The organism is Marinifaba aquimaris (assembly GCF_013328345.1).
Taxonomy (GTDB): domain Bacteria; phylum Pseudomonadota; class Gammaproteobacteria; order Enterobacterales; family Alteromonadaceae; genus Marinifaba; species Marinifaba aquimaris.
The window spans coordinates 119,939-133,949 of the sequence record NZ_JABULX010000002.1 but is presented as its reverse complement, the minus strand read 5'-3'; the positions used below and the strand labels follow the sequence as shown (position 1 = coordinate 133,949).

Annotated in this window: 4 protein-coding genes; all 4 read left to right on the top strand. The window is 42.8% G+C overall.

Going from position 1 to position 14,011, the window contains the following annotated elements:
* Nucleotides 1–4 precede the first annotated feature (4 nt).
* Nucleotides 5–3,424 carry a type VI secretion system membrane subunit TssM gene (gene tssM, locus HR060_RS02045; RefSeq protein ID WP_174198599.1) on the top strand — a complete coding sequence of 1,140 codons (3,420 nt, stop codon included), beginning with the start codon at nt 5–7 and terminating at the stop codon, nt 3,422–3,424.
* 8 nt (nt 3,425–3,432) lie between these two features.
* The gene (gene tagF / locus HR060_RS02040) at nt 3,433–4,119 is read left to right on the top strand and encodes a type VI secretion system-associated protein TagF (protein ID WP_174198598.1); all 687 of its coding nucleotides are present in this window, start codon (nt 3,433–3,435) and stop codon (nt 4,117–4,119) included.
* Nucleotides 4,119–5,192 (top strand): PP2C family protein-serine/threonine phosphatase, encoded by a 1,074-nt coding sequence (locus HR060_RS02035; protein ID WP_174198597.1) that lies wholly within the window; start codon nt 4,119–4,121, stop codon nt 5,190–5,192. Before tagF ends, HR060_RS02035 begins: the two co-directional genes overlap by 1 nt.
* Nucleotides 5,193–5,456: 264 nt before the next feature.
* A complete protein-coding gene (locus tag HR060_RS02030; protein WP_174198596.1) occupies nt 5,457–13,988 on the top strand; it encodes an Ig-like domain-containing protein in 8,532 nt (2,843 codons plus the stop codon).
* Nucleotides 13,989–14,011 lie beyond the last annotated feature (23 nt).

Below are 14,011 nucleotides of genomic sequence, written 5' to 3'. Positions count from 1 at the left end.
GCACATGACATTATTAAAAAAATTAAATCAAAGTGCTTGGTTTGTACCGACGTTAATCGTGCTGTTTACTGCATTACTCGTATGGTTTATCGGTCCGTACATTGGATTTGCAGAGAGTTACCCATTTGCCAGTGTAAATAATCGCTTAGTCGCGATAGGCTTTGTGGTATTAATTTGTTTGATTGTTAAATTTTACCAATACACACAAAAGAGTAAGCTACAAAAAGAAATGATGTCAGCGTTAACCGCTGATAATGGTGTTGAAGAGGCTATCAATGCCGAATCTAAAGAGTTAAAAGACAAGTTCGAACATGCACTTGGCTTGTTAAAAGACAAACAAGGCCAGTCGAATGCTTTACTCGATATTCCTTGGTATATGATGATTGGTTCACCAGGTAGCGGTAAAACAACATTGCTGTCTAACTCTGGTTTAGAGTTTCCGTTATTTGAACATTTTTCTAATCAAGCTTTACAAGGTATCGGCGGCACTAAAAACTGCGACTGGTGGATCACCCAAGAAGCGGTATTACTTGATACTGCTGGCCGTTATACATCGCGTGATAGTCATCAAAAAGCCGATGAATCTGGTTGGCAAAACTTTCTCAGTTTAATTAAAAAGTATCGAAAAAAGCCAATCAGTGGTGTTTTGGTCAGTTTGAGTATGCAAGATTTGCTGACGCAAAATGACTTCGAACTGGGCCAGCAATTAATCCAATTAAAACAACGTGTCTCTGAATTAAATACGTTTTTTGGAACGCGATTTCCCGTTTATGTCGTGATCACCAAATCAGATATGCTTGCTGGCTTTAGCCAATTCTACGAAAACTTTTCACACCACGAGCGTGAACAAACCTTTGGTTTTACTTTTGAGGAAGCACAGAGTAAAGCCGGTGAAGTTACCTCATTGTTCAACCAACAATTTGATGAATTGATGCAATCAGTATCTCGTCGTCAATGGCAACGTATGGCCGATGAGCGAGACCCTAGTCGCAAAGCAATGATCTATGGTTTTAGCGATCAATTAACGTCTTTAAAGCCGACGTTAAATAAGATTGTTAACAAGCTAACAGAACAAGAAAACGGTATTGATAACGGTATTATTCGCGGTGTTTATTTCACGAGTGGCACGCAAAGCGGTGCGCCAATTGATCGACTAATCAATCGTGTATCTCAAACTTTTGGTCTAAAGCAAAGCTCACAAATGGCTTGGAATAATGACAAGCGCAGTTATTTCATCAAAGAGCTATTACAGCAAGTTGTTTTCCCTGAAGCGGATTTATTTGGTGTTCAAGCTAATTATCTCAAGCGCAAGCAGCGCAATAAGAAGCTTGGCCTAATCGCAGCTAGTGTAGCATCAGTTGCAGTATTGGGTGCTTGGGGCGTCAGCTATCAAAAAAATGTTGGTTTTATCGATGCCAATCAAGCGGCGATAGAAAGCTGGGATGTGCGTTATAAAAATCCACCAGAAAACTCAGACATTCGTTACTATCTACCTGCGTTGAATGATTTTTCTACGAATATTTCAACCATTAAAACTCAAAGCACTGCAATGGCAGGCATGGGACTTGGCCAGTCAGCAGATATGCAAGATGCATTTTCTGCGAGTTATCAACGTTTATTAAAAACGGCCCTGCTGCCTTTTATCAAAAAACACATTGAGACAAGTATCGAAAAAGCGCAAAGTGTGCCCGCTACTTATCAGGCGTTAAAAGCCTATTTAATGCTGGCTAATGCCGAAAAGCGCGATGCTGAATTTTTATCAAATTGGCTATTGAGTAGCTACCAAGATACATCTCGCTTCAGCAGTGCTGAAGTTATTTACTTATCTGAGCATACTCAACAGCTAATAGATAAAGGGATACGTCTAGAAAACCTTAACGATGATTTAATTACTAAGACGCGTGTTGCCTTGTTGTCAGAATCGTTATCCGATATTTACTACCAAGAGTTCAAGTTAGCTTTTAATGCCAAAGAAGGAAGCTTAATTGACTTAGCAGAGTTAGCTGGTTCAGATTGGCGCACTATGCTGTCCAATCAAAATCAGGGCTCAGCGGTTTTATCTCGCTTGTTTACTGCAGAGCAGTTCTCTCAAGTGCTGACTACGGAAATCGCTAAGTTTGTTAAACTGCTGCAATCAGAATCTTGGTTGCTAGGTGAGCAAAACGATATTAATGCACCTGTTTTGACTCGCCAACTTGTTGATATTTATACGCAAGATTACATCAACTCATGGCAAACCTTGATCAATCAAACAAAAGTAAAGCAGTTTGATACTGCTTTATCTGCAGAAGGTGCGATTAAGCAAGCTGCAACAGCTAGCTCACCACTGATGACGTTGGTGAACAGTATTGCCAAAGAAACTAACTTAGCCAGCGGCAAGTTTACTCAAGCCGTTGCGTTGGCTAATAAAGCGAGCGCCAGATCGAAGAAGTTTACCGATAACACTCAAATTAATGCACCTCATATGCGTATCAGTAACGCATTTGATGCTTTACATCAATTTGCCAAAGCAAAAAGTGTTGAAGCTTTCTTGGGGCAGTTAAATGCGGTTTCAACACCTCTGAGCTTATCATTGGCTTCGACCCGCATGAGCGAAACGCCTGAAGTTGACTTAAAGTTGGTGAAAAATTTAACGAGTTTGGCGTATCAACAGCCAGAGCCAATGAATTTGTGGTTAACGGCATTGGCCGATAGTGCTAAACGCTTTAATGATGAAGCTCATCAAATTGAGATTGGTAAAATCTGGAATGATGACTTATTACCCCAATGTGAATCTTTGACTGCTTTCAAATATCCATTTGCTAAAAATGCTAGCAGTGAGGTGAGTAGTCGTGAGTTAGCAAAATTGTTTTCTACCAATGGTGAGTTAGTTAAGTTTTATCAAACGCATTTGAAATCACTTGTCGATACGTCAACTCGACCTTGGCGTTGGAAAAAAGAGGTTGCTCAAAATTATAAATTTGATCCTAAGGTTTTACCTTTCTTTGAAAAAGTAATGCGTGTACAGGGCGATTTATTTGCAACAACGACAACTCAGCCCAAGATGAAATTAGCACTTAAGCCTATTTATCTCGATGCACGAGTGGCTAAGTTTAAAATGACCGCTAACGATAAGCGAATGAGCTATCAATTTGGTCGTCCTATCACCACTCGTTTTACATGGCCTGGTGATAGCCTTGAAGCGAGAAGTGATTTTACCTTTGTCAGACAAGATGGTTCAGAGACAAGTGTCAGCCAAACTGGTTTGTTCTCTTTCTTCAAGTTATTAGATGAAGCTAAAATCGATGTGATTAATAGCCACAAAGTGAATATCACTTTCGAAAAAGATGGTTATCTCGCTAAATACGAATTGACTGGCGTGGATCGCGTCAATCCAATTCAAGTTAGACAACTTTCACAATTTAAGTGTTTAACCGCGTTGTAGGTATTTAAATGAAGATTGGTTTTTTTGGAAAATTACCCAGTTTTGGTGACTTCATTTATCGTAACGTAGCACCTGAACTGATCCAGTTTTTTGATAATTGGCTCAAGCAATCCTTAGATGTGTCTATGTTTCAACTTGGTGAGCACTGGCATGCAAGGTATTTGCACAGCCCGATTTGGTGTTTCTCTTTCCAAGCTGGAGTAGCAAGCCCAAATGCGGTAACAGGTTTGATGATGCAAAGTGTTGATAAAGCCGGGCGTTGTTATCCTTTTATTGTTCTATGTGAAGCAGAGCAAAACGTCAATATGTTCGCTTGGAGCTGTGCTATCGATGAAAATCACAAGAAGGTTGAAGACTTTTTAATTTCTCTGTTGGGACAAAAAGATCCCAACCTTGAGCAAGTATTAGAAGTACTGCAATCTTTCTATCCAGAATCAGGTGATCTTAATGTCGCTTCTCACCCTTCCTTAGCGACTTATTCTTCATCTGAGATTGGGTGTTTCTCTGATTCTGTTGATCAAGACTTTAATCAGGCTAATGAAGCGTTTCTTGAGCAATTATTAGCCTTGCAGCAAGCCAAAGTAACGCTTTGGTGGATGACAGGAGGCGTAGGCATCGCACCTATGTATCGCTATTTTTCTGGTATGCCACCAGTTGATACCTTTTCTTCTTTTTTAGTTGAGGCTGGAGTCTAATGCAGAAAACTTGGTCGAGTTATTCGGTTACTGATGTTGGTAAAAAACGCTCGGTAAACCAGGACTCTATTTATACCAATGACGAAAAGCAGGTTTGGATTGTCGCCGATGGAATGGGTGGACACCGCGATGGTGATAAAGCGAGTAAGGCGATAGTTGCTGCGTTTGAACAAGTCATCTGGCCAGAGCAGCTCAGTGAGAGAATCAAACTCATTGAACAAACAATGCGTCAGCTCAACAACGAGTTGCAGGTTTATTCAAAAGAATCTTTAGATGGACAGCATATAGGTTCAACTATTATCGCCTTGACGGTTTGCCAAGGTATGCTAGCTACAATATGGGCTGGCGACTCTCGTTGTTATCGTGTTAACTCAGAGCGCATCCAACAAATCAGTTGGGACCACAGTTACATTGAAGAGATGTTGCGCCAAGGCCATATGAAGCCAGAAGAAGCCGCTAATAGTAAATTCTCTAACGTTATCACTCGGGCAGTTGGTGCGCATGAAGATTTGTATTTTGACCATGCATTACTCCCATACGACAGTGGTGATTTTTTCGTTTTGTGTAGCGATGGCTTAACTGCAGAAGTGACGGATAATGAAATTTATCGTTTAGTCTCTCAATGGCAATGTTCACAACAGGCCATTGATATTTTATTGCAAAAGACATTCGACCGCGGAGCAAGAGATAATGTCTCAATTATCATTGTGAATGGTAAACGAGATAAAAAAGTAACAGCAGCAGAAATTAGTACCGTATCTGGTTACAGTAAAAAGCTAAATCATTTAGCAGCAAGGTTAGCTAGCCAGTCAATTTCGCTTGACGACTATTATTGTGAACTGACTAATATTTTGGAGCAAGGTGTTACTGAGCATCAACAAATGGCCAGTTCAAGTACACAAGAATTACCATGCGTCAGTGATGTGACTCGACCTCTTGAATTCGAAACGGCGAATTACCCAACATTAAAACCCGATATGGAAATCGATCCTCGATTCGATTGGACTTATACTTTATTCATCGTTTCTATCGTCTTAGTGACTTTATTACTGGCTTATTTTTTCATATTTTAAGCCACTTACGTTAAGTAGTTAGCCAAGCTAGAACTGTTACTGTTTTGTTGTTTCGAAGCTTGGCTGTTAACGCTGTATTTACAAGTTTGCAACTGCTCCTTAATGTTCTTTGGCTTTTTTGTCAATCCCTATCCTTCATTGTTTCCTGGTTCTTTCTCTTGATATATCATTATTAAGTGATATTTTGCAGTCGATCTTTTTGTCAACTCGCGTTAAGTTACAAGAAGAATTGAAATTTGAAGTTACAATATGGGTGGAGAAGTAATGGCAACTAAGCATGTTTTACCGCAGCAAGGACGAGTCGTTGAGATTAATGGAACAGCCTTCGCGGTTGTAGATGGTCAATTAGTGCCGCTTACAGCTGAGCAACTATTAGCAGCTGGTATTGAACTCTCATTGCCAGAAGGTACGACAGTCAAAGTCCTTACTGAAGATGATCAAGAATTACTTTTCGGTCAAGTCGATGTAGCTGGCGCAGAACCTGTTACCGACTTAGCGTCAGAAATTGAAGCCATTCAAGAAGCCATCCAGCAAGGTGATTTTTCCAATATTGAAGCGACAGCAGCGGGAGAAACCTCATCTGGTAACAATGGTGCGCCTGTTGTTCAGTTCAGTACAGCCGAAACTATTGCTGAAGCTGATTACCAGTCAGATGCATTAGCGGATTTAAGAAGCGATATTTCCACCGAAACAAATAATACCAATCAAATTGTATCGAGTGTAACTTCACAGGCTGCACCTCAAGGCTCGATTAACAGTATTGAGACTGATGATTTACAGCCACAGATCACGGGTGCAGTTTCAGAACCATCAGCAACAATACAGGTTATTGTTGATGGTGTTACTTATGATGCCACCAATAATGGTGACGGCACTTGGACTTTAACGCAGGGTACAATTGCTCCACTGACTCAAGACACAAACGATATTACCGCTGTTTTTACTGGAACTGACGGTACCGCTACCAATGCCTCTGGTACCGTTAACGCAAACTTTGCGCCTGTCGCAGTAGCGGATACTGCAACCGTTGCAGAAGATGCTGATGTGACAATTAATGTGCTCGCTAACGATACCGATTTAGATGACTCGACATTAACAGTTAACCAAGCAACAGCCTCCAATGGTACGGTCGTTATCAACCCAGATTCAACGATCACTTACACGCCTAATGAAAATTTTAATGGTACAGATGTTATTTCTTACACGGTTGTGGATTCTACAGGACTAACAGCAACTAGTACCGTTGATGTTACCGTGACACCAGTTAATGACGCCCCAACTGTGGCGGATGAAGTTTTAGCGACAGATGAAGATACTGCTTTGACAGTCGATCTATTGGCTAATGACACGGATATAGATGGCGATGACTTATCCGTTATTTCGGCTACTGCAACTAACGGTGTAGTGACATTAAACCCAGATGGTACCGTGACATACACGCCAAATGAAAACTTTAATGGCGAAGATACTATCAGCTATCAAGTTTCTGACGGACAAACAACGGTTTCAGGCAATGCGCAAGTAACTGTAAACCCAGTTAATGATGTGCCAGTTGTTGAGATTGAAGATCTTGTCACTGATGAAGATACAGAGCTTACCTTCAACGCGCTTGAAAATGCTTTTGATGTTGACGGTGACGAGCTGTCAGTTTCAACAGCTGAAGCTGAAAATGGCATTGTTGTGATCAACGCTGATAACACAATCACTTATACGCCTAACGAAAACTATAATGGTGCTGATACCGTTACTTTGACTGTTGCAGATGGCAATGGTGGAGAAACACAAGCGCAAGTTAATATTACAATCAATCCTGTAAATGATGACCCTGAAGTCAATAACGAACAGGTAACAACAGATGAAGATGTCAGTATCGATATTGATGTCTTAGCTAACGATACTGATATTGATGAAGATGTATTAACAATCTCATCTGCTCAGGCAGTAAATGGTTCTGTTGTTATTAATGACGACAATACGATCACTTATACACCTAATGAAAACTATAATGGTGAAGACCAAATTACCTATGTTGTTAGCGATGGGAATGGTGGTGAAGTCGAAGGCAGTGTCAGCGTTACGGTTAACCCAGTTAACGATGACCCTGTAGCAAATGACGATCAAGCAAGTACTTTGATCAATCAAGCCATTTCTGTAGAGGTATTAGCGAACGATATTGATGTAGATGGTGATGACTTAACAATCACTCAGGCAAGTGCTTCTAATGGTCAAGTTGTGATCAATAATGATGGCACTTTAACCTATACGCCTAATAACAACTTTACTGGTTCCGATAGTATTTCTTACACCGTTAGTGATGGCAATGGTGGAATTGCGACGGCAAATGCTGTCGTTACTGTTTTTAATCCAACGACCCCTGAACCACCGGTTGAGCCGCCAGTAAATCAAGCTCCAACGACAAATAACACAACGGCTGAAGGGATAGAAGATAACTTAGTAACTGTTGAATTATCCGGTACTGATAGCGATAGCTCAGTGGCACAATTCCGCCTAGTGAGTAGTTCTGCCAATGGTCAATTTTTCTCTGATTCAGAAGCAACAATTGCTTTAAATGTTAATGACCTTGTTTCAGCTACAAATAACAGTGCGACTATCTACTTTAAGCCTGATGATAACTTTAATGGCAGTACTAACTTCACTTATGCAGCAGTAGATAATGACGGTACTGAGGATACGTCTCCTGCTACAGGTACACTAAATATTGCTGCGGTTAATGATGCACCAATAGCAAATGATGACGAAATTGATTTAACCGTTTCTGGTAATGAGAGCGGAAATATTATTACTGCGAATGATACTGATGTGGATGGCGATACTTTAACTATCTCAAGTGTAGATGCAGAATCAGTAGAGTTTGACGCAGGCTCTGGTACTTACGGTATTTTCTTCAATGGTTACACCGTTAACTTAAATCAAGATGGTAGCTATACCATTGATACTTTCGAGCCTGAAGGTCAACCAGAAGAAGTCCTCAGTTTTACCTATCAAATTACAGATGGCCAAGCGCAGTCTGAAAGTGCAACCGTTACCTTAAAAGTACCGGAAGTCGAGGTCAATACAGCGCCAACAGCTGTGGATGACACGATTGATGTTGAGACAAGTACTACAGGTAACTTAATTACAGCTAATGACTTTGATGCACAGGGTGATAGTTTAACGATTGCCGGTGTAACTGGTAATGATGTCTCTTTTGATGCGCAAGCAAACACCTACACCGTATTTTTAGATGGTTATCAAGTTACTATAGAGCAAGATGGTAGCTATACGGTCGATACCTATAACGATGAAGCTATTCGTGGTGATCTTAGCTTTAGTTACACAGTAACTGACGGTGAGTTTGAAAGTAATAGTGCAACTGTTACTTTAGATTATAACGAAGCACCAACGACGAGCGGAACCACTGCAACCGGTAATGAAGATACCGTGATTGGCGTGACGTTATCGGGTAGTGATAGCGATGGTAGTGTGGCGCACTTTAAGTTAACGACCTTATCGGCGAACGGTACGTTCTACGCGGATGCCGCGAAAACAACGGTACTGGATACCAGCTCAGAAATCACCGCATCAGGTAATACGGCGACGATTTACTTTGCACCGAATGCTGATTTTAACGGAACGGCGAACTTTAACTTTGCCGCCGTGGATAACGAAGGTACACAAGATGCAAGCCCTGCATCGGGTACGGTAACGGTGAATGCAGTAGCCGATATCGCCGATGATACGGCGAGCACGGTTGAAGAAACGGCCGTGACCATTGATGTATTAGATAACGATAGCTTTGATGGCAGTGCGACGATCAGCGCGACGACCGATGGCAGCAAAGGCACGACTGCGATTGTTAACGGCCAAGTGGTGTACACACCAGAAGAAGGCTTTGTTGGTCAAGACACCTTCACGTATACCGTCACCTCAGGTGGCGTGACAGAAACGGCTGATGTCACGGTGAATGTGACAGCCGCACCGAATGTAGCCCCAACGACGAGCGCGGCATCTTCTACTGGTAATGAAGATACCGTAATTGGTGTAACGTTATCGGGTAGTGATAGCGATGGTAGCGTGGCACACTTTAAGTTAACGACCTTATCGGCGAACGGTACGTTCTACGCGGATGCCGCGAAAACAACGGCACTGGATACCAGCTCAAAAATCACCGCGTCAGGTAATACGGCGACGATTTCCTTTGCACCGAATGCTGACTTTAACGGAACGGCGAACTTTAATTTTGCCGCCGTGGATAACGAAGGTACACAAGATGCAAGCCCTGCATCGGGTACGGTTACCGTGAATGCGGTTGCCGATATCGCCGATGATACGGCGAGCACGGTTGAAGAAACGGCCGTGACGATTGATGTATTAGATAACGACAGCTTTGATGGCAGTGCGACAATAAGCGCGACGACCGATGGCAGCAAAGGCACGACCGCGATTGTTAACGGCCAAGTGGTGTACACACCAGAAGAAGGCTTTGTTGGTCAAGATACCTTCACGTATACCGTCACCTCAGGTGGCGTGACAGAAACGGCTGATGTCACGGTTAACGTGACGGCTGCACCGAATGTGGCCCCAACGACGAGCGCGGCATCTTCTACTGGTAATGAAGATACCGTAATTGGCGTAACGTTATCGGGTAGTGATAGCGATGGTAGCGTGGCACACTTTAAGTTAACGACCTTATCGGCGAACGGTACGTTCTACGCGGATGCCGCGAAAACAACGGCACTGGATACCAGCTCAGAAATCACCGCGTCAGGTAATACGGCGACGATTTACTTTGCACCGAATGCTGACTTTAACGGAACGGCGAACTTTAATTTTGCCGCCGTGGATAACGAAGGTACACAAGATGCAAGCCCTGCATCGGGTACGGTTACCGTGAATGCGGTTGCCGATATTGCCGATGATACGGCGAGCACGGTTGAAGAAACGGCCGTGACTATTGATGTATTAGATAACGACAGCTTTGATGGCAGTGCGACGATCAGCGCGACGACCGATGGCAGCAAAGGCACGACTGCGATTGTTAACGGCCAAGTGGTGTACACACCAGAAGAAGGTTTTGTTGGTCAAGACACCTTCACGTATACCGTCACTTCAGGTGGCGTGACAGAAACGGCTGATGTCACGGTTAATGTGACAGCCGCGAACAATAAGCCAGATGCAGTTGACGATACGATCGCAGTCAATGAAGGGGCGAGTGTTTCTGGTAATATCTTAAGCAATGATAGCGACCCAGAGAACGATACGTTAAGTATTACCCAAATTAATGGTAGCGATATTACGTTTACCAACAACAGTTTCAGCTTCAATGTCACCGGTGGCACGGTAACCTTGAAAAGTAATGGTGATTATACGTTTGCCCATGATGGTAGTGAGCCACCGTTAGTTGATGCGAGCTTCACGTACACAGTCAGTGATGGCAACGGTGGTGTTGATACAGCTACAGTGACTTTAGATGTTACTGCGTTAAACGATGACCCGGTTGCAAATAATGATTCAGTGACAACCGATGAAGATACGGCGATTGATATCAATGTCAGCACCTTATTGAATAATGACACGGACACCGATGGCGGTACCTTAACGGTGACCGGTGTCAGTAGCCCATCAAACGGCACCGTGGTATTGAATAATGGTGTGGTGACGTTTACACCGGCGGAGAACTTCAATGGTGTAGCGAGTTTTGATTACAGTGTCAGCGATGGCAATGGTGGTGCAGATACGGCGACCGTCACCGTTAATGTGACAGCAGTCAACGATAAACCAGATGCAGTAAATGACACTCTTATCTTCAATGAAGGCGGTAGTATCTCGGGTAACCTGTTAAGCAATGATCGTGACCCAGAAAACGAGACGTTAACGATTACCCAGATTAACGGTAGTAATATCACCTTCACGAATGGTAGTTACAGCTTCAACATCACTGATGGTTCAGTCACTCTTAAGAGTAATGGTGATTATACGATCACACATGATGGTAGTGAGCCAGCAGGTCAAGAGCTTATTTTCACTTATACGGTCAGTGATGGTAATGGTGGTGTTGATACCGCAAATGTTTTATGGGATGTGACGCCAGTTAACGATGACCCAGTTGCTAACAATGACGCAGTGACGACGGATGAAGATACGGCGATTGATATCAATGCCAGCACATTATTGAGCAATGATTTCGACAGTGAAGATGATACCTTGACAGTGACTGGTGTCAGTAATCCATCAAACGGTACTGTTGTACTGAATAATGGTGTAGTGACGTTTACACCGGCGGAAAACTTCAATGGTGTGGCGAGTTTTGATTACAGCATCAGCGATGGTAATGGTGGTGTGAATACGGCAACGGTCACAGTTAATGTGACGGCTGTGAATGATAAGCCTGACGCAGTTGACGATACCATCACGGTTAATGAAGGGGCGAGTGTTTCAGGTAATATCTTAAGTAATGATAGCGACCTAGAAAATGATGCGTTAAGTATCACGCAAATTAATGGTAGTGATATTACGTTTACCAACAATAGTTACAGCTTTAATGTCACCGGTGGTACGGTCACTTTACAAAGCAATGGCGATTACACCTTTGCCCATGATGGTAGTGAGCCACCGTTAGTCGATGCGAGCTTCACGTATACGGTCAGTGATGGCAATGGCGGTGTCGATACAGCGACAGTGACTTTAGATGTTGCAGTGTTAAACGATGACCCGGTTGCAAATAATGATTCAGTGACAACCGATGAAGATACGGCGATTGATATTAATGTCAGCACCTTATTGAGTAATGACACGGACACCGATGGCGGTACCTTAACGGTGACCGGTGTCAGTAGTCCATCAAACGGCACCGTGGTATTGAATAATGGTGTGGTGACGTTTACACCGGCGGAGAACTTCAATGGTGTAGCGAGTTTTGATTACAGTGTCAGTGATGGCAATGGTGGTGTAGATACGGCGACCGTCACCGTTAATGTGACAGCAGTCAATGATCAACCGGCTACATCTGAAGTTAGCATCGGAGGTACAGAAGATAATCTAGTCGCTATTTCATTATCGGGCACGGATGTTGACGGTTCTATTGCTAGCTTCAAGCTAACGGCATTATCCGACAAAGGCACTTTCTATAGTGATAGTGCGATGACAACGGCATTGACTACAAGCAGTGTGATTAGCGCTACAGCCGATGCAGCCACTATCTACTTCATGCCAAATGCCGATTATAACGGCTCGGCGAATTTCCAATATGTTGCAGTTGATAATGAAGGCTTAGCCGATAGCACTCCGGCAACGGGTGTAATCAGTTTGACAGCGGTAGCCGATATTGAAAGTGACACCGCCAGTACCAATGAAGATACTTCGGTAACGATTGATGTATTGGCTAATGATACATTTGAAGGTACACCAAGCTTAAACAGTGTTACTCAAGGTAGCAATGGCACTGTGGTTATCAGTAATGGTCAGGTTGTTTATACTCCAGCTGAAGGTTTCTCTGGGAACGATTCATTCTCTTATACAGTCACCTCTGGTGGAGTTTCTGAAACTGCAACCGTGAGTGTTACGGTTCAAGCTGTTACTCCACCATTAGAAGCGGTCGGTCGAAATGTCTCAGAATCGACAACTGAACTCAATTTTGATTACTCGACTGAGTTAGGTTCAGCACAAGCCGTTGCCAATGCAAATTGGGAATATTTAAGTGTTAACACCACTTTAGGTGATCTGAGCTACAGTGCGGCTAATGGTTTAGGTATTTTAGCTAATGGTTCTGATACTAATACTGCCGCAGATAACTTCTTTACAGAGCGTTTCCAGTTAGATTTTGATACAGGCGTTTATGAAACATTAGGTCAAGTTAACTTAGAAATGAATTTCTATGATGTTGATGCCGGCCGTGCAAGTGAGAATAAAGATCTAAGCTTCTTTGGCGATGGCGTTAACCCTGATGATAAGTACGCTGGTACGGATATGAACCTAGATGGTGATAATGACCCGCAAACGAGTCAATATTTCAAATATGAAAATATTCCAACGCATACTTTTACAACATGGGCTACATCTGGTGGTGATGTGTTCTTAACCAATGTTGAATTTGTTATTGAACAAGTTGATAACATTACAGAAAGCCAGGTAATGCAATCGAGCAGCACTAATGGTTCTGAAGTTCATTTAGAGACCCTCTCTAGTGATGATGGCTTGATTATGGTGGCTAATGATCAGATCTTCTTTGCCTTTAAAGATGAAGCATCCGCTAAGTCGACGGTAAGTTATGAGTTTAGTATCAGTGATGGCAGTCAGGTAAGTAATACGGCAACTGGCAACCTGACATTATCAAAACAGGCTGTGGTAACAGATGTCGCCACTCAAGATGATGATATTATTCATGATTCTGGCAATATTGCTGCTGGCGCAGGTAATGACTTTATCTTCGGTGGCACTGGCAATGATACTATCGATATGGGTGCAGGTGACGATGCCGCTAAGGGTGATACTGGAGCGGATACCTTTGACTTCAATGCGGATAGTGCTGATGGCGGTTATGATGTGATTTCTGACTTTAATGCTTCAGAAGGTGACGTACTTGATTTAAGTGATTTACTGGTAGGCGCGACAAATGATGAAGCGTCACTTAATAATTACTTAACATTCGAGAAGCAAGGGGAAGACACCATCATCAAAGTCGACAAAGATGCTGATGGCGGACATGACTTAACCATTCGCTTAGAAGGGCTAGATTTAGCAGGTGATACTGACTTACTGAAATCACTTGTCGATGATGGCAACCTTAAACTAGGTTAAACAATATCGGGCACCTTCCTCAG

Coding starts and splice junctions, on each gene's coding strand:
- HR060_RS02030 (WP_174198596.1), top strand. CDS start 5,457: ATGGCAACTAAGCATGTTTTACCGCAGCAAGGACGAGTCGTTGAGATT.
- tagF (WP_174198598.1), top strand. CDS start 3,433: ATGAAGATTGGTTTTTTTGGAAAATTACCCAGTTTTGGTGACTTCATT.
- tssM (WP_174198599.1), top strand. CDS start 5: ATGACATTATTAAAAAAATTAAATCAAAGTGCTTGGTTTGTACCGACG.
- HR060_RS02035 (WP_174198597.1), top strand. CDS start 4,119: ATGCAGAAAACTTGGTCGAGTTATTCGGTTACTGATGTTGGTAAAAAA.